17 protein-coding genes are annotated in these 25,788 nt (G+C 39.6%); 6 read left to right on the top strand and 11 right to left on the bottom strand.

The window, feature by feature from the left end:
• Positions 1-2: 2 nt before the first annotated feature.
• The 3 genes from ACWICE_RS08615 to ACWICE_RS08605 all read right to left on the bottom strand — a co-directional run bounded on the left by ACWICE_RS08615 (position 3) and on the right by ACWICE_RS08605 (position 3,586).
• Positions 3-863 carry a sugar phosphate isomerase/epimerase family protein gene (locus ACWICE_RS08615; protein ID WP_454298102.1) on the bottom strand — a complete coding sequence of 287 codons (861 nt, stop codon included), beginning with the start codon at positions 861-863 and terminating at the stop codon, positions 3-5.
• Between the two features lie 162 nt (positions 864-1,025).
• The gene (locus ACWICE_RS08610; protein WP_454298101.1) at positions 1,026-2,366 is read right to left on the bottom strand and encodes a MutS-related protein; all 1,341 of its coding nucleotides are present in this window, start codon (positions 2,364-2,366) and stop codon (positions 1,026-1,028) included.
• A 320-nt stretch (positions 2,367-2,686) separates the two neighbouring features.
• Complete coding sequence (locus ACWICE_RS08605) at positions 2,687-3,586, bottom strand: helix-turn-helix domain-containing protein (RefSeq protein WP_454298100.1); 900 nt, start codon at positions 3,584-3,586, stop codon at positions 2,687-2,689.
• Between the two features lie 137 nt (positions 3,587-3,723).
• Here ACWICE_RS08605 and ACWICE_RS08600 point away from each other — a divergent pair, with 137 nt between their 5' ends.
• From ACWICE_RS08600 to ACWICE_RS08580, 5 genes are all read left to right on the top strand, one after another.
• Positions 3,724-4,125, top strand: a complete 402-nt coding sequence (locus ACWICE_RS08600; RefSeq protein WP_185211557.1) for a GlcG/HbpS family heme-binding protein — start codon at positions 3,724-3,726, stop codon at positions 4,123-4,125.
• A gap of 43 nt (positions 4,126-4,168) precedes the next feature.
• Positions 4,169-5,362, top strand: coding sequence for a formaldehyde dehydrogenase, glutathione-independent (gene fdhA, locus ACWICE_RS08595; protein WP_185211556.1), 1,194 nt, complete (start codon positions 4,169-4,171; stop codon positions 5,360-5,362).
• Between the two features lie 222 nt (positions 5,363-5,584).
• Complete coding sequence (locus tag ACWICE_RS08590; RefSeq protein ID WP_454298099.1) at positions 5,585-8,272, top strand: hypothetical protein; 2,688 nt, start codon at positions 5,585-5,587, stop codon at positions 8,270-8,272.
• Positions 8,273-8,417: 145 nt separating this feature from the next.
• Positions 8,418-10,445, top strand: a complete 2,028-nt coding sequence (locus ACWICE_RS08585; RefSeq protein WP_454298098.1) for an FUSC family membrane protein — start codon at positions 8,418-8,420, stop codon at positions 10,443-10,445.
• 652 nt (positions 10,446-11,097) lie between these two features.
• Positions 11,098-11,460: a hypothetical protein gene (locus tag ACWICE_RS08580; protein ID WP_454298097.1), complete on the top strand. Its 363-nt coding sequence runs from the start codon at positions 11,098-11,100 to the stop codon at positions 11,458-11,460.
• A gap of 148 nt (positions 11,461-11,608) precedes the next feature.
• Here ACWICE_RS08580 and ACWICE_RS08575 read toward each other — a convergent pair whose 3' ends face one another.
• Positions 11,609-13,099 carry a sulfatase gene (locus tag ACWICE_RS08575; RefSeq protein WP_454298096.1) on the bottom strand — a complete coding sequence of 497 codons (1,491 nt, stop codon included), beginning with the start codon at positions 13,097-13,099 and terminating at the stop codon, positions 11,609-11,611.
• 118 nt (positions 13,100-13,217) lie between these two features.
• On the opposite strand from ACWICE_RS08575, the gene ACWICE_RS08570 reads away from it, so the two are divergent.
• On the top strand, positions 13,218-14,129 hold the full coding sequence (locus ACWICE_RS08570; RefSeq protein WP_454298095.1) for a hypothetical protein: 912 nt from the start codon (positions 13,218-13,220) through the stop codon (positions 14,127-14,129).
• A 68-nt stretch (positions 14,130-14,197) separates the two neighbouring features.
• On the opposite strand, the gene ACWICE_RS08565 is transcribed toward ACWICE_RS08570, so the two are convergent.
• The 7 genes from ACWICE_RS08565 to ACWICE_RS08535 form a co-directional block, all read right to left on the bottom strand.
• Entirely contained in the window at positions 14,198-15,118 is a 921-nt protein-coding gene (locus ACWICE_RS08565; protein WP_454298094.1) for a glycoside hydrolase family 43 protein, read from the bottom strand.
• Between the two features lie 598 nt (positions 15,119-15,716).
• Positions 15,717-16,055 carry a TFIIB-type zinc ribbon-containing protein gene (locus tag ACWICE_RS08560; protein ID WP_185217158.1) on the bottom strand — a complete coding sequence of 113 codons (339 nt, stop codon included), beginning with the start codon at positions 16,053-16,055 and terminating at the stop codon, positions 15,717-15,719.
• Positions 16,056-16,243: 188 nt separating this feature from the next.
• A complete protein-coding gene (locus ACWICE_RS08555; RefSeq protein ID WP_454298093.1) occupies positions 16,244-17,854 on the bottom strand; it encodes a RagB/SusD family nutrient uptake outer membrane protein in 1,611 nt (536 codons plus the stop codon).
• 49 nt (positions 17,855-17,903) lie between these two features.
• The gene (locus tag ACWICE_RS08550; protein WP_454298092.1) at positions 17,904-20,852 is read right to left on the bottom strand and encodes a SusC/RagA family TonB-linked outer membrane protein; all 2,949 of its coding nucleotides are present in this window, start codon (positions 20,850-20,852) and stop codon (positions 17,904-17,906) included.
• Between the two features lie 294 nt (positions 20,853-21,146).
• Positions 21,147-22,091 (bottom strand): ornithine cyclodeaminase family protein, encoded by a 945-nt coding sequence (locus tag ACWICE_RS08545; RefSeq protein ID WP_313258714.1) that lies wholly within the window; start codon positions 22,089-22,091, stop codon positions 21,147-21,149.
• 36 nt (positions 22,092-22,127) lie between these two features.
• Positions 22,128-24,362: a DPP IV N-terminal domain-containing protein gene (locus ACWICE_RS08540; protein WP_454298091.1), complete on the bottom strand. Its 2,235-nt coding sequence runs from the start codon at positions 24,360-24,362 to the stop codon at positions 22,128-22,130.
• Complete coding sequence (locus tag ACWICE_RS08535) at positions 24,359-25,774, bottom strand: APC family permease (RefSeq protein WP_185211545.1); 1,416 nt, start codon at positions 25,772-25,774, stop codon at positions 24,359-24,361. The genes ACWICE_RS08540 and ACWICE_RS08535 overlap by 4 nt, the downstream gene beginning before the upstream one ends.
• Positions 25,775-25,788: the final 14 nt, after the last annotated feature.

The raw sequence follows: 25,788 nt of genomic DNA, 5'->3' as shown, positions 1-25,788 counted from the left end.
GTTTATTTAGCTTTTTGCCTCATATAATTTACGGATTCTTTTACTTCCTCAAAATTATTATCCCAATTATGCTCACATTCAATAAAGATTTCTCCAGAAAAATCCTGACGCTTTAATTCAGCAAATACTTTATCATAATCTATCACTCCTGCTCCTATGGCCACGTCTTTCGCCTCCATATTCCCAATACCATCCAGATCTTTGACATGCAAGCTCAATAATTTGTGCTCTACTTTTTGCAAGCATTCCACTGGATCGAGTCCGCTTCGTACCCAATGACCAATATCTGCACAGATTTTGAGATGCTCTCGTCCTTCTACGGCTGCCATCGCACTGTCGGGATGCCAATAGCGACTCAGTCCTTTGGCATGCTCATGAATGGCCAAGGGTAGCTTATATTGTCCTGCCAATTCATTGATTTTATCTAGTAACAATGGATCAGGTTCCCCAACCAAAAACTGTAAGCCCAACTTTTGGCCTTGCTTAAATAATTGTTCCCAGTCTTCTATCGTTTTTCCATCGGCATACATGGAAACCATCTGAACCTGATTGCTATCCAAAATGCCTTTCATCATCGAGAGTTCTTCATCTGATAGGTTTGCTATAACTTTCCCCCCGAACCGACCCCCTAAATTATGAAAGGAAAAACCTTCCACTTTTTGGGCATTGGTTCCTTTTGCCATTTCGACTGATTTTTCAAAAGGGAATCGATTAAATGAATATAGACCTACGCCTACCTCCATATTTTCAGCTTCCTCCAGCTTATTTTCCACAGGTTTAGATTGGCCCGTACAGGAAAAAAACAGAAAGGAAAGAACCGCCAGAAGGGCTAGCATTTCGAATCTCGGAACGAATCTTTTCATACAGCTATGATTTAGGTTTATTCAAGCATTGAGCTGCCGATCAGCAAATGCCTTGGGAATAAGTTACTCTAAATTTAACGAATAAAAAACACCTCCATGATATTTGAAGGTGTTTTTTCTGAAATAATTATGTTACCTCGTTTGTAGGCCTTTTATAACTCATTAAGAAGCTGTTGTCTCGGTATTCTTGATCTTATCAATGGAGTCAAATGCACCACTCTTCTTCAACAGCCACATGCCCAATTTTTCTTCTGCAACTCCCTCCTTGATCTTATAGGTAAAAATAGGCAAGCCTTCAGGATCGCTTTCAATATTCATCTTAAAGAAACCAACAGATGGAATATGCTCAAGTTCCTTAGACAGCTCCGTGATATGGGAAGATACGATAACATAGGGCCCATCCACTTCGGCTAAATTCTGCAACACCTTTAATATCGCGTTGGAAGCGTCACTGTGGTTTGTTCCTTTAAACAGCTCATCCAAAATGATAACCGCATTGGAATCCTTAGGCAATTGGTCCACAATTGTTTTTAAACGCATCGCCTCCACATAAAAATGGCTATAGCCCATTTCTAGATTATCTTGAAGGTTTATACTGGTAAAGACGCCATCGATTAAATCAGTCTTGATGGAATCTGCAGGAACTGGGAAACCAATATGGGTCAAATAAAGTGCTGACGAAATCGTTTTGATGATGGATGATTTACCGGCCATGTTAGCTCCAGTCAAAAACCAGATCTTTTTATCCCTAGCCATTCTCACATCATTCTTTACGGGTTGTTTATGGAAGATATGATATACACCTTTCATCTCTATTACGCCCGTCTGATTTTTGGGATAGACATCGGGATAGCAAAATCCATGCGCCTTGGATACTTTTGCAACAGACAAGAAAGCATCGATCTCATAAAAGAACGTAATGATCTTCTTGATCTTTGGTGCCAAGGTATAACGTACCATCTTGTCAAAATTCTCGATGTTGAAGATATTGATCCGCAATTTATCGGCATCATATTTCTTCTTTTTGAAAATCATGGAAAGGCAATCCTCGATTAATTGAAGGATCTCTTCCACATCGGGATATTGTATATCCTTGTTGATCTGCATATAATAGTCGCGGCACTTGATCATAAAGTCGCATGCTTCCTGAATTGACCTTTTCTTATAATAATAAGCAGGACTTCTTACGCCGATAAAATCCATCAAGGTCAGCGAAGCCGCACGACCAGAGTGTGAGGATTTGACATATTTTTCCAAATCTTTTACAATCACCCTGTAAAACAGAAAATCCTGATCAGCCACTGGTTCTAAACGACGGATCTTCATCTGCCGGTCCTTGATGACAGCCACATCCAAAACAGGATTATAGAAAATATCCATTAAATGGAACATCCCACCGTCAGTAATGGTATGATCAAAGAATTCTAAAATGGTACGGCTATGCCTATCTCTAAGCTGTATATCTTGTAAGGTCTGTTCATCAATTAAGAATTTTTCACTCATAACTATTGGATTAGATCGAATGTTGGTTATTGAAATTGCTTTACACTCCAAGGATACTAAACTAAAAATACAATTTTCAATCCATGTACATAGCTAAAAATCATTTATATTTTAAGTTAGAAGCCAGCACTAGCTCAACTTTCCTTTTATATAGGATGCACTCAACCTAAGAATTGCATATTCTTTTTCAACAAATCTTTCATTTTTTTAATAAACAATTTAGTATGAAACAGTTCCGAAAATCTGAGCATGCTTCGACCCTTGAATTACAGGTCAAAACAAAACCCAGTAAGAAGGTTAAACTTTTAAAAAAAGTTGGTTTATTTCCCAAATTTCTTAATGAAATCTCCAGGGGTACAGTTATGGAAAGCTTTAAACTGTTTTACGAAATAACTCAAGGAACTGAAGCCAGTTTTATAGGCTACTTCTGAAACATTGGAATCAGCTTGTAGGAGCAGGTTTCGTGAATTGAGCATCCTTTCCTGCAAAATATAGGCACCGGGAGTCTTTCCACAATACGCTTCAAACATGCGGTGCAATGTACTCTTGCTACAGTTACCAATCTTCATCAGTAATTCCGTATTCAGGGTCTGTCCCAGATTTTCGCGGATATAGTTTTTGATTACATGCAACTGGCTATTGGCGGTCAGGCTATTTTGTTCCTTTGCATGTTCTTTTTGGGACTCCATGATCCTGATCAAAAGTGACTTGAGCAATAGATCGCTCAAAGGGATATTCGGATCTTGTTGGGTGGCTACTTGGAGCAATTCATTGAAAGCACGTACCAATCCAGGATTGTTATTAAAGTGGAAATTAGAGAAATCCAGTTTCCAGGTTTCATTTTCAGGATAATTTTCATTCAGGAACTTGAGTTGGTTCTCTAGGGAATCCTTTCCTATTAGAATAGTCGCACATTGTACAGGATTTTTCAGGTCTGCTTCTGGAAAATCAGCATAGATCGTCTCCCCTTCAGGTAAGATCAAAGAAGTTCCGGGAAGGAACTTAAAACTCTCTCCTTTTTTGGTATATACCGTTTTGTACCCACGGATCATACTGGAAATAGAGAGCCCTTTATAGGTAATCTTGACTTTGGTCGACGATTGAAAGGTTTCAAATATATTGACTTCAAATTCGCCACAATCAAAGCGAGTTTGGTGTTCCTGACCACTTCGTAGGTGTTCGGGAGTCTGTAAGGACAGTAAGTCAATGGTATTGTTCATCTGTATTGGAGGATTACCTATAGCCTAAAGTTAAATTTATTTTTTGGAACTATCGTAATACTTAATGAAACTATACTTATACAAATCCAGACCATTATGGAATAACTTTATGTTTATAAACTTAAAAAACATAAGCTATGAGTAACATCACATTAGAACAAGCAAGAAAAGTTGTAGATGCAGCCCTTAAAAAATCTGAGGAATTAGGAGTAAAAATGAATATTGCCGTTGTCGATTCAGGGACTAATTTAGTTGCCTTCAACAAGATGGATGATGCCTGGTTGGGTTCTATTGATATTTCGCAGAAGAAAGCGAGAACTGCTCGATACTTTAATATGGATACGGGAGAAATCGGCAAGTTATCACAACCTGGAGGTTCCCTTTATAACATCGAGCATTCCAATAATGGCTTGATTACTTTCCCAGGCGGGGTTGTCATCAAGGACGCCAGCGGCAAGATTATCGGTGCGGTGGGCGTAAGTGGCAGTACCGTTGAGGATGACCATGCGGTTGCAGCTGCAGGTGCTTCTGCTGTATAATACAGATTAATAAAACCACAATTTTTAATTAAAGCTATTTATTATGTGTCAAAATCACGGTGTTGTATATATGGGACCCGGTGAGGTCCAGGTACAGGAAATAGATTATCCGAAATTGGCCTTGGGAGACCGCAAGTGTGAACATGGGGTTATCCTTAAGATCGTTTCGACCAATATTTGTGGATCCGACCAGCATATGGTCCGAGGCAGGACAACAGCCTCCGCAGGATTGGTCTTAGGCCATGAAATTACAGGTCAGGTGGTCGAGAAAGGAAGGGATGTAGAATTCATCAATGTTGGTGACATTGTTTCTGTTCCCTTCAATATTGCCTGCGGAAGATGCCGAAACTGTAAAGAGGGAAAGACAGGGATCTGTCTAAATGTAAACCCTTCACGTCCGGGTGCTGCCTATGGCTATGTAGATATGGGCGGTTGGGTTGGTGGCCAGGCAGAATATGTCATGGTACCTTATGCAGATTTTAATCTGTTGAAATTTCCAGACAATGAACAGGCGATGGAATATATCCGCGACCTGACGATGTTGTCTGACATCTTCCCTACTGGCTTTCACGGTGCAGTTTCTGCAGGTGTAGGTCCAGGTTCGGTAGTCTATGTAGCAGGTGCTGGTCCTGTTGGATTGGCATGTGCAGCGAGCTGCCATTTGTTGGGGGCAGCAGTAGTAATCGTCGGCGATTTAAATGAGGAACGTCTAGCACAAGCCAAAAGTTTTGGCTGCGAAACGGTAAACTTAAATACAGGTGAAGATCTATCGGAACAGATTGCTGCCATCGTTGGTGTTCCGGAAGTAGACTGTTTTGTGGATTGTGTAGGATTTGAAGCGAGAGCCCATTCGCATGGGGGCAGTTCGGAGGAACAGCCAGCGGTGGTATTGAATCAGGCAATGGAAATAACCCGTGCTGGTGGAGCGATCGGAATCCCGGGACTTTACGTAACGGAAGATCCAGGAGCGGTAGATGGAGCAGCTAAACAAGGGAACCTAAAGATCAGGTTTGGTTTGGGCTGGGCAAAATCACATTGCTTTCACACAGGACAATGTCCTGTCATGAAGTACCATCGCCAATTGATGAACGCTATTCTATATGATAAGATCAAAATTGCCGATGCCGTAAATGTTCAGGTGATCAGTTTGAATGAAGCACCGCAAGGTTATGCAGATTTCGACAAAGGAGCAGCACGGAAATATGTAATCGACCCACATGGTATGATTCCAGCTTAAAGATCACACGAACTATTGATAAAACTCACTAGGTTTTATACAAGAATTTAAGTTCACATCTATCTATCAAATGGAATTAAAGCCTCAACAGATGTTGGGGCTTTCGTTTTTTAATCTACCATCATTTACCTGAAACAGCTAAATAATGTTAAATCCTATGTACGGGAAATATTAGTCAAAAAAAATAATCTAATTTAGGTTAACTAACTTTTATTAACCTTTATGCAGAAAATTTACCTCCTTATTTTTCTTGTATCCATGATCAGTTTTGTGCAAGCACAAAATAATGCTGCCATTAAAGGAAAGGTCTTTGATTCCGAACTTAAGCCCTTAGAAAAAGCGACCGTTTCCCTAGTTTCCGAACAGGATTCCTTGGTTGTTACCTATGCGTTGACCAATGACAAGGGAGAGTTTGAATTGGTCAGGATTCCGACCAATAAAGAATTGACCTTCTTCATTTCTCATGTCAACAGTTTGGCTTTTCAAAAGAAAATCAACTTAAAGCCCAATGAAAAGTTAAAAATGGACAGTATAATCATGAAAGGGAATTCTATCGAGGAAATTGAAATTACTGCTGTTCCACCGATCCGATTAAATGGGGATACCTTAGAATATAAAGCCAGCTATTTCAAGACGAGACCTAATGCAAATGTGGAGGAATTGATCAGTTTGTTACCAGGGCTACAGGTAAACGCTGATGGGACAATCTATTATCAAGGTCGGCAGGTTCAAAGTGTCCGGGTAAACAATAAAGATTTTTTTGCCCAAGACCTGAAAATAGCGACCCGAAATTTGGATGCTTCTTTAATCGACGTGGTCCAGATCATCAAGGATAAAGGGGAATCAAAAAGGGAGATTTTAGACGATAGCCAATTACCGATAGTCCTAAACCTAAAGATGAAAAGAGAGTTTTTAAAGGCCAATTTCGGCAAGCTCTATGGAGGGGCAGCCACGCGGGATCGATATGAGGCTGGAGCATTGATCAATACGTTCAGGGATACCTTGCAGGTCAGTTTTATCGGTTTTGCCAACAATATTAACCGACAAGGATTTGATTATTCTGAACTCAATGAACATGGCGGGATGAATCGGGCGGAAAATCAAAACTATGCTAGCTATGGCACAAACGGTTTAATGAACCAAATCTCTGCAGGTGTAAATATCAACTATGATATCAAGAAAAAACTGAAGGTCAACCTGATGTACAACTATGTACAGCATGATTATAATTACGATAGTCGAAACGAAGTAAATTCCTTTTATAACGAGATTGCAGAACAGCTGAGTAACACGGATAATTCCAATAATTCAAGGTTCACACATGAGTTAAGAGGGTTTCTGAGATATCATATCGATACCACTTCCCAAGTGACCTTTTCTCCTTCCCTATCTGGCAATCGAGGGAAATCCACTTCTAATGCAAATGGTGAAAGTTGGCGAAACAACTTGCAAAAGGTAACTCAGGGAGAATATCAGAATGAAGATTCAAAAAAGGGCTTTAATTATGGTCATAATCTTTATGCAGAAAAGAAATTTAAAAACAAATGGTTAATTTCCATAAATCAGGGGATCTCGAACGAAAATAGCGAAGATTATGACGCTAGTAATTCCATTTCTAGATTTTATTTATTGAATGACAGCGTATTTCATCAGGTTCGCCAACAAAACAACAATACAAGTACTTTTACTTTATCTCATAAAGTCAATTTACAGGTTCCACTTGGCAAAAAGGTCAATTTTGATGTTTTTGGACATCAGAACTTAAATGAAGAAACCTCCACAGAAGATATTCTAAACAGCGTAAATTCAGATATCCTTCAAAGCCGGAATGACGTCGCTAACAACAAGGGTTTGCTGAATAAAAATTATATTGTTGGAACGAAATGGAACCTGAAAATAATAAAAAACCTACCCATTTCCTTTGGCCTCAAATGGGGTTCTTTTTCCAACCATTTTGACTATTATCAAAAATTGGAAAATAGAAATACGCAAGAATCCCATTGGCTCCCGGATGTAAACCTCTCCTATAAAGGTCTAAATTTCAACTATTATAAGGAGCTAGAAACGCCCAGGTTTTATTCCATTGTAACCGTAAAATCAGATTTAACACCAAATTACCTTCGAATGGCAAGTCCATTTTTCGAAAACAATCTAAAGGAAAACTACAGGGTTTATTACAATAAGTTCTTCGCAAAATCAAAAATCAACCTCCATCTATCAGGCGGATTTTCCAAGAACTCCAATAGCATCGCCCATTCCAGTACTTATGATATCCAGACCAGCTTTAGCAGTGGTCAGTTTTATCAAGCTGGACCTACCGAGGTAAAAAACTTCTATGTTTCCTTTTCAAAAACAATATTCCAAAACAAAAACTGGAATTTGAATTTCAATTCTTTCGGCTACGGAATACTTCAGGACACCTACAGCAAGGTGAATACAGAGGAAAATATTGCATCAGGCTTTTATAGTAATTTCAATAACACAATGACCCTAACCTATAAAAATGCCTTCACCTTTACCCCTATGTTTGAATTCAACAGCAATAACACCAAGTTTAAGTTCGATTCTGAAAACTTCAAGGACATGAACAATAATTCAAAGCAATATGGAGCTACATTATTATTGAACAATATCAAGAATTTCAGATTGGAAAGCTCATATACCATTAAGAACCAAGTGGTCGGCATCAATAACCAGCGGCAAAACCTACATATCGTCAATGCATCCATCTATTACCCCATATTAAAAAAAGGTGAATTAAAATTGTCCGCATTTGATATTTTAAACCAAAACGTATCCAATTATTTTGGAACTTCTTCGAACAGTACCTATTTCAATTCGACTACAACCTTAAGGCAGTATTTTCTACTCGGAATGGTCTACAAGTTTCTAAAAACAGAAAATAAATAAAAAAAATAGAACAAAATTAAACTAAATAAAAACTAGAAAAACTAAAATAATATTTTGTCAGAAAAATTTTACTCCATATCATATTTCAAAAACCGATTGGAATCATTATTTTTGCGCTGTAATAAATTAATTCAATTATAAAATATTGGTTGCAGCTTTATTTTCGAGGTTATTATCATTTTTAAAGACAGAATCAAGTCTAGATGCACTTCGAAACATCTTAGTCGTTTTAGTTCCCAGTTTTTTCATCTTTTTCTTTATTGATGGTGCCATTGCGGTAGCTTTTGCGGTTGGAGCCCTCCTAGCGGCATTGACCGATGTGCCTGGAAACAAAACCGACAAATTAAGTACTGCGGCTTATTGTCTTCCGATTTTCTTTATTACAGCACTCAGCATTTCCACTGCCCTTTTCCATCAGTCTTGGGTAGTTGTTCCACTTCTAGGGATCTATGGCTTTATTTATACCATTATTGCCTTGTTAGGCTTTCGGGTAAATGTAGTCGGAAACCTAGGGCTAATCGTTGCCAGTTTCACGATTGGCCTAAGACCTGATGATCCGATCAGCTTTAGTCTTTCGGTTACCGCAGGAGCCTTATTCTTTTTTATGGTCTGTATCATTCAGGTTTACCTACATCCCCATCGTTCCTTGCGATATGCTGTAGATGGCGGCTTGAAGACTATGGCACAATTGATCCGCTTAAAAATAGCATGTTATGATGAAAAGGAATCTTTACCAAAGGCATATAAGGAATTAAGTGCGTTGCACACGAAATTAAGCGATCAATTGGAAGCTATCCGATCCATTCTCCTTCGGGATAAAAAACTGCATTCGGAAGCAGACCTGGAGAGCAAAATATGGCTCGCCAAACTATACCAATTAGTCGATCTCTATGAATTGTTGATGGCCATTGACAATGACTACGAACATATCCGAGAGACCTTAAAAGGTGGAAACACGCTGAAGTTGATCCGACAATCCTTGTATCTCCTGTCCAAGGAAACCAAAAGATTGACTATTTCCAGTCAAAAGATCGGGCTAAACAAATTCACCAAAAGATATAAACTAGAGGAGCTTCTCTTGCAATTGGAAACGGAGGAGGCTGATGCTTCCCCTGAGAAATGGATCTTGATCTGTTCCATCAGCACGCAATTACGGCATGTGGCCGATATTTTGCAAAAAATCCAGGCCAAAGAGATCTATCAAGACATTACCTTGGTGGAGAGCAAGAATTACGCTGATTTTGTGGCTCCCAAAAGTAACATCAAAACAATCCTAAAGAACCTAAGCTTTAAATCTCCGATCTTCTCTTATGCAGTCCGCATGTCTGCCCTTCTGATGGCAGGAGGACTGATAGGTTATTTCCTTCCCGAATATCGCTATGCATCTTGGATCTTGTTGACCATCATCTTGGTGGCAAGACCTAGTTATACCAATACCCAAAAAAGAAATTACGAACGTATTGTCGGTTCTGTTATCGGCATTGCAATAAGTCTATTATTGCTAGTGTATATAAAAAATGCTTGGGTATTGATTGCCATTGCTGCGTTTTGTCTTTATTTATTCCTGCTTTTCAACAAGCCCAATTATTTGGTCTGTGTGATTTTTATCACCATTACCATCTTGTTAGGACAGCATATCCATGAAGGCAATATCCAGGACCTATTAGGCAGTCGTTTTGCATTTACTTTATTGGGATCGATTTTCGCGGTTTTAGGTTGTTTAGCAATTCCTATCAACCATTATCGCAGCGTAGAACAAAGTACCAATGCTATGCTCCAACATTTCAAATCTTATTTGCATAAAATTGAAGAGAGCTACCAAACCGGCAACCTGAATTATTATGATTTGAGACTCCTTAGGAAGTCTACCCAGGCTTCATTGGCACAATCCTATGATTCCCTTGATCAATTTGCAAAAGAACCCTTAAAAGGAAAATACCTTAAAGCGGATATAGCACATTTCCAGACCCTGGCTTACCGCATCAATGCCCTATTGGTTGGTTTGTCGGTAAATATGACGAAGTTAGGTTTCACTTTGGAACCCGAGGTCATGGAAGAAAAAGTGCATTATATCAATGACATTATTTCAGAGGCTGAGGATCTTTCCAAGAAACTGGCAAAAGGCAAGAAGGAGAAAAACGGTAAAACAATTCAGCTGGAGGCTAGTAAGTAGGTTTTGTTACTTTTTCGCGGAAAAGTAAACAAAAGGCTTTTTATTCGCAGTGTCACCCTGTTGGGTTTCCCAAAGGGTTGATGTTTGTGAAGGTAGAAAACCCCCTGCGGGGGTGAAATATTTTTCTACGAATCCCCATTACGACAATAAAACAATAAAAAATGGTTCTCTCATCTTACGATTCGAGATGACAACTATCCCTTAAAAAAATAAAAAATAGATTCTTCGCTGTGCTCTGAATCCCTCTCTAAGACATTTCCAATTCTGAACGATGAGTGAAGAATCTGTACGGTTCTCTACACTAGATTTTGTCATCCTAAATCGAAGATTTAGGAACTGTACGCCAATTCAATCATGCTTTGTATAGTTCCGAGATCCTTCCTGCGTACCAATGAACAAGTTTGTTAAATCTGTGTTTTTAGGTATTTAGACCCATATTTATTTCCCAGAAAAATCTCCTTTTGCGACATACTGCCCTGGAAGGGCAGTATTATTTTAGAAATGGTATTGAACTATAAAGGGGTAATGCAAAAACGATGTTCGATTAATCGAACATCGTTTTTGCGCGACCTCCAGGCTAACGTGCCATGTCTGCTAAAATAATGGAACCCCAAAAGGGGTTATTCGCTTTACAATCTGATTTTCTATAAAGATGTCATCTCAAGGAGGGGTCGGAAAATTAACAAACATTTATCCTTCCGAAGGAAGTCCTTTAGCATCCGGCTCATTTCCAGTGGCGGAAAAATGGATAAAATGCCGATGCCTGTGTGGTGGGATTGGCCTTGGAATGCTTTCAGAAGATCATCCCATCAAAAGGGATGATCTTCTGAAAGATATTCCCGACAACAAGGCATTCTATCCATGTGTGGGAGCCCGTGCGAAAAGCCACCTTAAATGGGCCGAAGCCTTTTGGTTACTTTTGGGCTTCAAAAGTAACAAAGTATCTGTACGTAAATGTCCCATAACCAGCTATCATCGTCCATCGAAGATGGATGACCTGTTCGCCAATACATAACAATTTGTATAGTTCCGAGATCCTTCCTGCGTCAGGATGACGATGGAAAAGATAGCTTTTTTACGTCCTATTGCCCTAAAAGGGCAGAATTATTTTGTGTTATACAAAAACGGAGTTCGATAAATCGAACTCCGTTTTTGCTTCATCATTACCCCTTCTTTTTAGGCATAGGAGCCTTATTTTTTTCTAGGGTAGCCTTGAGCTCAGCCTTTAATTCTTCAGCGATCTTAGCCATTCCGACTTGCTGGATAATATTATGCTGTTCGCCTAAGTCCTGCTCAAGGTCAAACAATTCATAGCTATCATTCCTTAGAGACCAAACCAGCTTATATTTCCCCTTTCGGATTGCGGAGCGATAATTGAAACCATCGCCGTCTGATTTCGTCCATTTATTGGGAATATGAAAGATCAGGGCACGATCTGCTCTGCTTGTTTGTGGATTTTTAAGAAGGGCTAAATTACTGACACCATCGACTTGCTGAACGGTCTGTACTTTCTTGAGCTGAGCCATATCTAAAACGGTTGGAAAGATATCCTCTACTATTACTGGAACTCCAGAACGCTTATTTTTCGCATCCTTGTTTATGCCCTTTATGATTAAAGGAACTCGTATTCCGCCTTCGTAAATAGATCCCTTGCCTGAGCGCAAAGGCTTATTATGGGTATGTGCAATTCCATCGCGAGGAGGTACGGTACTCAATCCGCCATTATCTGAAATAAAGATAATATAGGTATTGTCCTTGATTTTATGTTGTTCTAAGAAGTCCATAACATCTCCAAGGCTTTTGTCCATGCTCTCAATCATGGAAGCATATTTGGCTTCGTTCTGGGATAAGCCTTGATCTAAGTATTTCTGAAAATAACGACGGTCTTCCATTAAAGGGTCATGCAGAGCATAGTGACAGAGGTTGAGAAAAAAGGGCGTTTTATGTTGGATTGGATAATCCAAACTCTTTAAAGCTTCACGGGTTAGGGCTTCTGTCAGGTTGATATCTTCACCAAAATACTCTTGTAAGTTCTCGATTCCATGGTAATCCTTGCCGGTGCGACCAAAATTTTCTTCCCCCCAATAACTTGCAGGTCTACCGGTAGAAGTTCCTGCGATATTCACCGTAAAACCTAAGGAATATGGGTTAGAACCAGGCGTTCCAGCTGATCCCCAATGAGCCTTTCCCGCTTGGATAGTGAAATAACCGTTGTCTTTTAAGATCTGTGGCAATGCATCAGCATAGATCGTGTGGGCAATATTTGGAATGGGGCTCATTCCATTATGGTTCCATTCAGGCTCTTCCATTTGTTCATCTTGGTTTCCTGTAGGATTGTCCTTAAAAGGAGCCGTCCAATTGGTGACATGATGTCGACTGGAATTCATACCGGTAATCAGGCTAACACGAGTTGGTGTGCAGACAGGCGTACTGTAAGCATCGGTGAATGACATTCCTTCTTTGGCTAGCCTTTCCATATTTGGCGTATGATACCTTTTGTTAAATTCTGTTGCCTGATCGGCAAATGGATATGATGTATCCTGCCAGCCCATATCATCAACCATAAAGATGATAATATTAGGTTTTTGCTGTGCATATGCTGAGCTAAAAGCAATTAATAAGAATAGAATGGTCAGTGTCTTTTTACTAAACATGTTTTCGGTAGATCGATTATTTATTTGATTTTGAATTTAGATTAGTGAGAAGATAAGGATTATTAAAAGATTTTGCCAAAATAATATGCAATCGACCATCGTTTTGCATCATTTAATTATGAAAGCACTGACCATTATTTTCTTTAATCTCCTGACAAGTGTATGCTTTTCACAAAGCCATTCCTTCATGGAAAACTTGGAGCGTGAATTAAATCCAATTGTCCATCAGGTTCTTGAAAAAGATAGGAAGCATATGCTGATCATTAAGCTGGACAGTTTAAATGAAGTTCAATTCTACCAAAATTATGATAGAAATTTAGTAGACAGCCAACAGGTAAAATTAATTATGCAATCCAAAAAAGATTCATTAGCCAAAAACAAATTATATGAATTATATTTCTTTAGAGATTCTATCAGTGAAAGAACATTTTCAAATTATATGATCGAGGAGGCAGGTATTTTTGTAGTCGAAGATATTCCAGCCAGCTATCCTAGGGGCATTAATGCCTTTCTAAACGTTTTGCATACTGAGATATCGGCTAATCTGGACAAGGATCAAATTGATTATTACGATTGGAACAAAGCTATTTCTTTCATGGTTGACAAAAGTGGCAAGTTGAAATTTATAGAGGATAATAATCTTATTGACCTTGTTGATAGTACTAAAATCAAGAAATGGCAACCTGCTATTAAATACGGCCGTCCTGTTCCACAATATTTCACATCTGAACCGATAAATAAAGTGAAGTTCCTTTTTGAGAATCAATATAGAATTGAGCTTTACAGGTATGATGTTTTGTACCCTTCCTTTAAAGGTTATCCTATAATAATAAGTGATGCTTTGATTAAAGAAGGAAATTATCAAACTAATATATCCTTTGTAAGTGCAAAGGGTTTGTTTGAACCTCACATCATAAAAGGAACTACAAAAAATGCTACCGAACTAATAAATTTCATAAAATCTAAAGGTATGGAACATTCCAGTTTTCTCCCCCACTTTCCTGGTCGTGTTTATGTCTATTACAAATAATACTGCTTTATGAGGATACAAATTGGAGGACAGATAAAAATTTTTAGTAATCTTTTTGCTTTAATCCTCTATTTTAGCTTTGGGCGCAGGACTTTTCCTGTAATCCGCATCACAGGTAACTTATCCTTACTAAAATCAACTGTTGCTATGTACATCGCTCGTGGATGAATCTTTTCTTTGGAATGATGGGCATGGAACACAATCCGTAATTTCCCTTCTTTATCCCGAAACATCGCACTATGTCCTACACCTACTAAATCTTCAGGCATCTGGAAGATGGGATTTTTATCATACTTAGTCCAAGGTCCTTCGGCGGATTTGGAGGTTGCAAAACCGATTCCGTAATGTTGACTTTCATAACTATTGGCAGAATAGGTCATGTAATAAAGACCTTTATGCTGTATTACAAATGAGCCTTCATTTACCCTTGGCCATACCGTCTCCCAATCTTGGGATACATGGATACAGGGTTTCATACCATTGGTATCAATGGTTATCAGGTCATCTTGGAGCTTGGCGACCCAAATGTTCAGACCATCATTGAAGCGATCGAAATATAAATAAGGTTTTCCATCGGAATCGATGAAAAGTGAATTGTCAATTGCTTTTTCATTTGGCAGCATGGGAGCCTTCATCTCTTGGACAAAGGGTCCAATCGGCGAATCGGAACTTGCGACACAGATATGTTCATTCGCAGAATAATACATGAAAAATTTCTTCTTTTCCTTGATATAGTATACTTCAGGAGCCCAAAACCACTTACCTCCCCAGGAGTCAGCAGATTTAAGGGCAAGGTCAGGCTCTAAAGACCATTCCTTAAGATCATTAGAGGTGTAGACTTGAATGCCATCTGCAGCATTGGTACCATAGGCATAATAGGTTCCTTGGTGCAGCATAATGAATGGGTCTCCCAAAGGCACTAACTTCTCTTGGGCATGGGAACCAATAGCCATAAGAAGAATAAAAACTAGGAGGTAAATACTTTTCATATTGGTAGGTATAGGTGTTTTTGAAAAGGTTTAAGTTACAAAATAAATCTTATTGAAAATTGCTGGGATTTATAAAGATTATTTTATCGACAATCAACAACAAAAACAAAAACTGGTATTCATAATCGGTAATTATTGTAAAATAGATGTGGGAATACGGGAAACCGTAATGGATGAATCGAATTAATATTTACATTCGCCCCATCACACTAACATCATGGAAACCACCGACTTTAACGTTTGGCTAAACCAAAATGTTAAGCTATCTAACATTAACCAGGTTTGGACCTTGTATCATGCTGTAAGAACTGAAAGTAATGAGTTTTATTCCTTCTCCATCATGAGGGATGAGGAGCGATTATTGGTGAAGTGCTCGAAGAGCCAAAATACGCTGATAATTGAAAATGACGAATTGAAACACAGGTTCTTGCATACGCTAGAGTATCCTTTTTTGTATCAAGGGGGAATTGATACAGCTAAGGAACTAAGCAGAGATTTAGCCTAAAATATAGGCTAACAGGGTATTCTTAATAAGAAAAGGCAGTCGTGATGTCTATCCAAAACGACTGCCTTAAAGATCTTTTTTTTCCTTTCAGCCTTAATCAAAATCAAAAAAGTCAGATAAAAAGGATTTCTTCTTTCGAGGATATTTTTGGTTTTGTCCTCTATAGTCCCGATGGTCTCGTTGATCGCGTTCATATCGATCGTCTCGATGATCTCGATACTCTTCACGATAATCCTGTTGATAGGAGTTTTGACGATCATAGCCTTGGTTTTGTCGAGGATCTGGAGCTTGTGTTTGAGTTGAGGCATATTCCATTAGCTTATCTAACTCGCCTTTATCCAACCATACACCCCGACAGCTGGGACAATAATCTATCTCGACCTGATGGCGTTCTGTCATCAATAATATTTCATTACAATTTGGACATTTCATAGTTCTTCTTTTTCGATGTTCTCATAAAATAGAAAATAACGATGGTTTTTAAGGGCAAAGGACCGGTTTTTTGACATTTTTTAACAGGAAATGAATTCGTGCTAAGGAAATGGATAAACAGATGACCAGAATCAATAAAAAACCCATCTCAATGGAATGAGATGGGCCGAACTTATATTTAACTTTAACTAATAACCAGGATTTTGCTTAAGATTTGGATTTTTGGTGATTTCCGCATTAGGGATGGGGAATAATGTTCTGGATTGCGCATTGGTATGAGGTTTATGGTTAAACCATGATTTAGACTGAAACACCCCGAAGCGGATAATATCTTGTCTCCGTCTAGCTTCTGCAGCGAATTCCCAGCCCAGTTCATCTAGGAATCTACCGTACTTCACATCAGCACCTCCATTGGTTCCAGTAACCGTATTGTTCTTTTCCTGCCAGCCGTAATTGTAATTACTACCCAACATTAATTGGGCACCTGTGACCTGTGCTTTGGCTGGATTTTCCTTGAAGGATCTCGCACGAACTTGGCTCACCAAAACAGCTGCTTCATTGGCTTTATTGGTTCTTAATAATGCTTCAGCTTTCATCATCAATACATCTGCATAACGAAACATAGGATAATCATTATCCAGATTGTTTGTAGCCCCTTGCTTTATCGCATATTTTCCAATCCTATAGCCTGCATTTGAGGCAGCCACGGTTCCATCGCCTCCAATTCCAGGAACTTGTTTTACATAGTTGATGACCTCAGCGCCCGTGCTGGCATTCAATTGAGGTCCCTGAATCCAAGTATCTACTAGCCTAGTATCATCCTTATCATAGGAGTCAATAAACTGCGGAACAGCACAATTTCCACCCCAAGGACCTGCAGCCATGCCATAAACTAGTCGGCTCAATGGATCTAAGGTTTTCATGTGGATTTGATTTCCAAATCCATAGACTTCATCATAGGGAACGGAAAATATTATTTCAGGAGAGTTCTGATTGGTAGGAGAAAATACATTCTTGTAATCATCATCTAGCCTGTATTGGTTGCTCGCAATAATATCATTGGTCTCTTTGATGACCTTTTCCCATTGCGCTACTCCTATATAAACCTCTGCATTCAGATAGATCTTGGCCAGTAAGGTCTTTGCTGCCCAAACATTGATTCGGCCATACATCGAACTTACCTCTTCAGAAAGCATAGGAATGACTTCTTCCAGTTCCTTGATCACAAAATCATACAATTCCTTTCTCGTCTTTTGTTGAGGTAGGCTATCATCTCGATAATCAGTGACAATTGGCACATTTCCGTGATTGTCCAACAAAAGATAGTAGGCTAATGCACGAGTGGCCCGCAATTCTGCAATGGCATCTTTTCCAGTTTCTTCTGGTAATGCCAACAGGCCATCTTCAATCTGCATGATCACCATATTTACTTTGGTAATGGTTGCGTAGGCTTGATTCCAAGTATTATAAGGTTGCCATTGTTCGGTGGTCCACATGTGTTGGTGCATCCTTCTGTAGGTTCCACCATCATCCCATCCGTTTGGTCGGACTGGAGTGATGATATGGTCGGCACTTTCCTCCTGAAGGTCGAAATAACCCTGCCAGCCAAACATCAAGGACCTGAAGGAACTATAGGTTGGTGCCACAATAAAGGGCAGATCTCTTTCCTTGGGATCCACAGTGCTACCCAAAACCTCAGAGTACACTTCCTCATTCAAATCGGTACAGGCATTGAACGTCATGATCGAACCGAATAAACCGCTGAGGAGCAATATGTTTTTTAATTTTAAATTCTTCATTGTGATTTAGTTTAATTGATACAAACTCTGAATGTGATTTGTGATATTCTTAGAATTTAACATTCAATCCGATGGTATAGGTCCGCGTAGTTGGATATCGGTCCCTGTGCTCAATTCCCGGTGCAAACTGAAATTCTCCTTCATAACTTGTAGCCTCAGGATCTAAACCTTTGTATTTGGTAAATGTGACTAGATTCAAACCGGAAACATAGATCCGAAGGTTACTGATACCTTTGATCAATTGTGGTCTGAAGGTATAGCCCAAGGTTAGGTTATCGAGTTTGAAATAATCTGCATCCTCAATGTAGTGGGACACATACACTAAATCATTGTTCAATAACTTACCATCGATCGGATCGTATGCGGTTTTCAAAACATTGTATGCTTTGTTTACAGGATTTTCATAATACATTCTAGGCATATTAAGAATCTGATGTCCGAATGCACCTCTCCAGTTTATGGTTAGATCAATGTTTTTGTATTGAAAATTGTTGTTCCATCCTAAATTGAAATCTGGGATTCCGTTTCCGTAGTATTGCCTATCTTCCACACTTGCATCTTGGATTGGAATGATTTCCCCATTTTGGGATTCCACCAACCATTTCCCATCGTCATCTAAGCCTACAGTTTTCCATACATAGAAATCACCTATGCTCCGCCCTACTTCTACACGGTGTGTAAAGGTTTGAATGGGTTCGCCGGTATAGCCAGCATCAAAAAACTCTTGGGTTACTCCAAATCTGTCATTGGATAGGTTGATCAATTTATTTTTATTGGTAGAAAAGACAACGCCCGTTTTCCATTTCACCCCTCCTTCTTTGTTCAACACATCAGCATTTACCAAAGCCTCGAATCCACTGTTGCTCATTTCACCAGCATTGATAAACATGGTCGAAGTCAAATACGGAGGCACAGGTACTTCAAACCAGTACAATAGGTCTTTTACCCTTCTGTTGTAATAATCCAAGGAACCGTAAATCCGGTTGTTCGCTAAACTGTAGTCTAAGCCGACATTGAATTCATTTTTCCTTTCCCATCTCAAGTCTGGGTTGAAGTTACGGGCAGGCACGAATCCAGGAACCCATTTCCCGTTGATATAGGCTCCTTGATCGAAGGTATAATTATAGCTGATCTGGGAGTTGTATGGTGAACCTGCAATGGTTCCGGTCACCCCATATCCAGCTCTCAGTTTTAGTTGGTTTATAGCAGGTTGATCCAGCAAGAAATCTTCTTTTGCGATGTCCCATCCTATGGAAACTGCTGGAAAATTACCCCATTTGTTGTTTTCTCCAAATGTGCTGGACCCTTCTCTCCTCAGGCTCAACATAGCCATGTATTTCTCTTTGTAATTATAGGTCAACCTTCCAAAAAAGCCAACTAAAGTTGATTCTTGTTTATAGCTATCCATGGTCGCCAAACCTTCTTTTAATGCCATACCAGATTCCAAGGAATTATAGCTGTATTGATCTGTTGGGAAATTATAATTATAGGCACTGAAGTTTTCGAAAGTATTACGTTGCCAACTGTACCCGCCCAGAACTGCGAAGTGATGGTCACCAAAAGATTTGTTGAAATTTCCGGTCAATTCCATTAGATTTTCCACACCCGCTTGGGTAAATCGGCTAGCAGTACCATTCAGGTTATTTTTCGTGGTATTAACATGATCAAATGATGTTGATGTACCGGTTAAATCATTATCCTGCACCCTAGAGAACATGGCTTTGAAGCTCAAAGATTCAATAGGACGGTAATCCAAGGATCCATTCATTCTCGTTTCTCTGAATATTCGGTCATTGACCGTTTCGTTGATCATCCCCAATGGATTGTCGTACATATAGGCGTTGTTCTCTTGCCATTTGCCTTCATCGTTGTAGATCTTGTCTGTTGGGTTTCTAATTAATGCTTGCCTCCACATATATGCAGAACTTCCACCTTGCAAAGCTTTGATGCTGTTGCTGATAATCTGAATTCTGCTCCTTAGTTTTCCGTCAAACATTTCGTGGTTTAAATCGGCTCTAGCATTTAATCGCTGTTGACCACTTTTCAACAATACACCGTTCCAATCGCGAAAATTTACGGTTCCTGTGAAATTGGTTCTAGCATTGCCTCCAAATAAAGAAAGGTTGTGATTATGGGAGAAAGGGTTTTGAGTCACTTCATCTACCCAATTGGTACTGTGCCCCAAATCAGTGTAATTTTGTCCTTCTCCGATCAACCTTCTATAATCATCTGCATTCATCAGTTCGGGAACCCTAAATAAGGTTTGAAGTGATGCATAATTGTTATATTCGATGGTCGTTCTGCCATCGGTGGAACGGTTTTGTTTCGTCGTAATAAAAATAACACCTCCCGTAGCTCGCGTACCATAAATAGCTGCCGCAGAGCCATCTTTCATGACATCCACCGACTCAATATCTTCCGGGGCAACCGAATTAAAGTCGCCTGGTACTCCATCAATAATAACAAGAGGATTTACCGCACCTTGGATAGAGTTCAAACCTCTTAAGTTGATTTGGGTAGAGCCGTTGGGATCACCGCTCGGAGTCGTAATTCTCAAACCTGCAACTTTACCTTGGATCAATTGACCTGCATCCTTTACAGCTCCTTGGTTAAAGCTTTCAGATTTGACACTGGCCACCGAACCGGTCGTCTCCCCTTTTCTTTGGGTACCATATCCTACCACGACAATCTGTTCAAGATTTTCTTCCGATTCAATCAACACGACCTTCAAAGAAGTTTGATTCGTCAAGGTGACTTGCTGTGTGGCAAATCCTAAGGAATTAATGGTTAACTCCGTTCCTGGAACATATTCGAAAGAAAATGAACCATTTTCATCGGTCATGAACTTTTGGTTGGAGTTGCTTAGAGAAATTGTCACTCCCGATAATTTCTCCCCTGTCGTATTGACTACTTCCCCGTTTAACTGGATTTTATTTTGAGCAAATAAAACCTGTATACAGGAAAATAGGATGACGAGCATAATATTTGGTTTCTTCATAATGGTTAAATGTTATTTAGACAATTATTCCGAAGATAATAAGGAATGCTCTTCAACACGAGGCATATTTTAGCAAGTGTTTATCAATTTTTAACCCTAATTAGAATTATTAATAATAAATCAACATTAACCTACCAATCAGTCAATTAGATAATCAACATATCATTGACCAAATGAAATAATCTAATCAAAAGAGAAATAAAGGGGAAAACTTAGATCGCTCGCTAAACAAAAAGGTCGCTAAAATTTTAGCGACCTTTGAGACTTTATTTTTATTTATTTTGTGTGCAATATTTATTCAGCAACAGCTTCATAAACCATTAATGCCGCTGCCAGATCTTCAATGGCTAATCCAGCAGATTTAAACATGGTGATTTCATCATCATCCTTTCTTGCTGATTTATTCGCTTTACATAGTTCAACCAGATCAGCTTTCACCTCAAGAGGATCCAAGATCCCTGAAGCGATTGGAATGGCCAATTCTCCGGTTTCATGGAGAGCACCTTCTCTGGAATCCACATAAATTGAGCTTTTCCGGATGACCTCATCGTCAGCTTCTCTGGTCTTCGGGGTGTGGGAGCCAATTAAATCCAGATGGACGCCAGGTTTTAACCATGCTCCTTTGATAATTGGTTCCTTTGAAAGCGTTGCACTGGAAATAACGTCAGCCTTTTGTATTGCTTCTTGGAGATTGTTTGCCAAGCTCACATTTGTAAATCCTTGTTCATTTAAACCATTTACCAAGGACTGAGCTTTAGCAGAATTTCTAGCCCAAACTTCTATGTGCTTGTAATTCCTTACGGCCGAATGGGCTTGGGCCAAATGAGCTGCGACACTACCACTTCCGATAATCAGTAAGTTTTCAACCTCTTCCCTAGCGAGGTATTTAGCTGCCAATGCCGAAGCACAGGCAGTGCGTACGGAAGTTAGTTTGGTAGCATTCATCTGCGCCAAGGGCACACCCGTTTCCGCATTGAACAAGGTATACAAGGCGTGGATAGCAGGTAAATTTTGCTCAGCATTTTTGGGAGCTACAATAACCTGTTTGCAACCAAGGTATTTGTCCGTCCAAGCTGGCATTAGGATCAATGCATTCTCAGCGGACTCAGGGGTACTGTAAAAATGATGATGTCGAACAGGCATGGTAAAATTGGAAATAAAGGTCTTGTACAATGCCTCCAACATCCTATCATAATTCAGTACTTGATCTATTGTTTCATTATCAATTGTTCTCATCATTTTTTGTTTAATTATTTTATGAACGATTTTAGCTTATCAATACATGTTCCAAGCAGGTGGTTCTATTTCCAATAGATTCTTCACGAAGAAATCCCTTCTTTTCTTCTCACCATAATCACCTCCGGAGGAATGCCCCATTCCCGGCACCATTATCAATTCATGTTCCTTTCCATTTTTGATCAATTGGTTTACCAGTTGATAGGTTGAGGCCGGATCTACGTTATCATCCAATTCGCCTACTATTAGCATCAATTTACCTTCCAGGCGATGGGCATTTTCAATATTCGAACATTCTGCATACTGCGGACCGATTGGCCAGCCCATCCATTGTTCATTCCACCAGATTTTGTCCATACGGTTATCATGACAGCCGCAGGAAGAAACCGCAACCTTATAGAATTCAGGATGGAACAAAACAGCGCCTGTTGAGGACTGTCCACCAGCTGAGGTGCCATAGATGCCCACCTTATCAATATCCATATGCGGATACTTCTGTGCTGCAGCTTTCATCCACGCAATCCGATCTGGAAAACCAGCATCCTTCAAATTCTTCCAAGCTACATCATGAAAGGCTTTGGAGCGGTTAGAAGTTCCCATTCCGTCGATCTGCACGACAATAAAGCCTAATTCTGCCAATTCATACATGCCAGATAAGCCTGATGTGAAAGATTTCGGAACAAAGGAACTATGTGGCCCTGCGTAGATGTATTCTATAATAGGGTATTTTTTATTGGGATCAAAGTTATTCGGCCTGATAATAATACCCCAGATATCGGTCTTACCATCTCTACCTGCTGTTGAAAACACTTCAGGTGCTTTCCAGCCACTAGCATTCAAGTCGGATAGGTCAGCGGATTCTAGATCCAGTTCAACCTTGCCTGTTTTTGCATCTCGCAATACTGCTTTGGGAGCTTGATCTACCAAGGAATAGACATCAATGAACTTAGAGAAATCTTTGTTAAAATATCCTTGATGGTTAGCCAGTTCAGGACTCAGTTCTTTTAATCCATTACCATCCAAACCAATTGTATAGTATCTAACTAAATATGGATCTTCATTTTTATTTCTACCACTGCCCTCGAATATGATTTTGCGGTCAGTTTCATTGACATTGATCACTTTCCGAACGACCCAATTCCCTTTGGTAATCTGGTTCTTCACTTTGCCAGTTTTGGCATCAATTAAATATAGATGGTTCCATCCATCGCGTTCGGAAGTCCACACGATTTCATTGCTCTTTTCGAGATCTTTTCTGTATTTCTTGCCGCTATAATCAATAAAAGTTTTGCTTGTTTCAGAAATTATGGGCTTCGTTTGGCCAGTTACAGCGTCCAACTCCAAGACATCATAGCGTTGGTGACCGCGTTGGTTGTATTCAAAAGTGATGGCGTTATTATCTGTTCTCCAGCGTATATTATACAGCGAAAACTGGTTTTCAACTTGCTTAGGATCAACTTCCACGACTTGACCAGATTCTACATTTACGATGACCGGATAATATTGTGAAAGTGCATCACCAGGTTTTGCATAATCTCTGTATTGCAATTTTGGTTGCAATTGATCGGTTGGTGACGACTCTAACAAGGTTAATTGACGAACCTCAGCCTTTCTGACTTTGCTGCTGCTCAGTTTTTTGGAATCAGCAGACCAATCAAGTCTAGCAGAATAATACAAGCCAGGGCTACCATCAAAGGTCATTTGCTTTTCACTTTTCAAATCAGCTTTCTTTCTGACATAGATATTGTTGTTTTTGATATAAGCTAGATAGACCTTGTCCGGCGACTCAATAGGCTCCCCTTTGCTATCGTCCCATTTTTGTCCCCAATATCCAGATCCTCTTTCATTATCATTCAATTCCTTTTGGATTGAAAGTTTATTCTCTGATACATTCCAGCGCCAAACTTTCTTCTTCTCCGTAAACTCGATTTCATTGTTGTTGATCGGTTTTAAACCCACAAACCAACTGTTGTTTAAGGGTACAGTTTCAGAAAGGAGCTTAGACATCTGTTCAGACATGGCTTCAAGATCAATGATCTTTTTGCTCTTTGCTTGCGCATCAACTAAAACCAGGATGCTCTTGTTGTCCTTCTGTTTCAGTTTGTAGACGAAAGACCCTCCATCTTCAGCCCAAGTGATCTGCTGAGGGATATTATAGATCTTTCCAAAATTGTTTCGAACCTCCTTTGCTCTTTTATAATCATCCAAGGTTCCCTGTGCATAGCTGGAAACCTGAAGGATAAACAGCAAAAAAGCAGTAATTCTCAATTTCATAGTGACGATTTTTTAGACTTTACAATAAAATAAATCGGTATGCCTAATAATGTAATAATTATTCCCGGCCAAGTAAACTGTGGTTTGTAAAAGACGAGTAACAATATAAAGGATACTCCCAATAGAATATAAATTGCGGGGATTATGGGATATCCCAAAGCTTTGTATGGTCTTGGTAAATCAGGTCTGTTTTTTCTAAGAATAAAAATCCCGATGATGCAAAGGACATAGAAAATAACCACTACACAGGTGATCATATCCAAGAGATCACCATATTTTCCTGTCAGGCACCATAGACAAGCGATAATCCCTTGCAGCCAAAGCGCATAGCTAGGCACTGCATGTTTGTTAAGCTCTTTTGTCTTTTTAAAGAATAAACCATCCTTTGCCATGGAATAATAGATCCTGGCACCGGCCATGATCAGACCATTATTACAACCAAACGTACTTACCATAATCATAATAGCAAGGACCGTGATTCCGATCGGACCAAATATCTCTTGGGCGGCAACCATCGCTACCCTATCCTTAGGAGCACTTGCCATTTCCTCCATTTGAAGGACCCCAGTATACATTAAGTTGGTCAATAGGTAAATTACCGTGACGATAATGGTCCCTAATGCTAAGCTCAAACCAATATTCCTTTGCGGGTTTTTAATCTCACCAGCAACCGCAGAAGAAGAGTGCCAGGAGTCACTGCTGAACAATGCGCCAACCAAACCTGCTGAAATAGCTCCTAATCCTGCTAGAAAGGTATAATCAGATTTAGTTCCCTCGACAGCTAAGCGGCTCAGGTTCCAGGTATCGGCACTATTCCAATTGTGATTCCATACTTCTAGATCAAAGGCTGCAAACCCAAACAAGACGGCCAAGACCAAACTCAAGATCTTGATGAGGGTCAATGTTGTCTGCACGACTTTCCCGTTCTGTACGCCTAGGGTATTGATAAAGGTCAGTAAAAGTATTACACCGATAGCCAGCACCTGTGCCGATGAAATATGATAGGTCCCGATGGTCAGCAAATAGACATCCTCATCCAAACTGGGAAACAAGTAAGCTGTAAATTTTGCAAACGCTACCCCAACTGCAGCAATGGTAGCGGTCTGGATCACAGCAAAAAAAGTCCAACCAAATGTAAAGCTGACCAATGGGCCATAAGCTTCTTTCAGATAAACATATTGTCCTCCAGCTTTTGGAAACATCGAGCTCAACTCCCCATAACTCAATGCTGCTGCCAAAGTCATAAACCCAGATATCGCCCACACGATCATTAGCCATCCTGCAGAACCTGTATTCCTGGCGATATCTGACGAAACAATGAAAATACCGGATCCAATCATACTACCGGCCACCAACATAGTTGCATCCAATAGGCCCAATGACTTCTTAAACTCCTGTTTGTTTTCTTCCATAATTTAGGTCGCTG

It is taken from the genome of Sphingobacterium sp. NPDC055346, assembly GCF_053645235.1.
The sequence above is the reverse complement of the archived record's forward strand: the minus strand, read 5'-3'. Positions and strand labels throughout refer to the sequence as shown.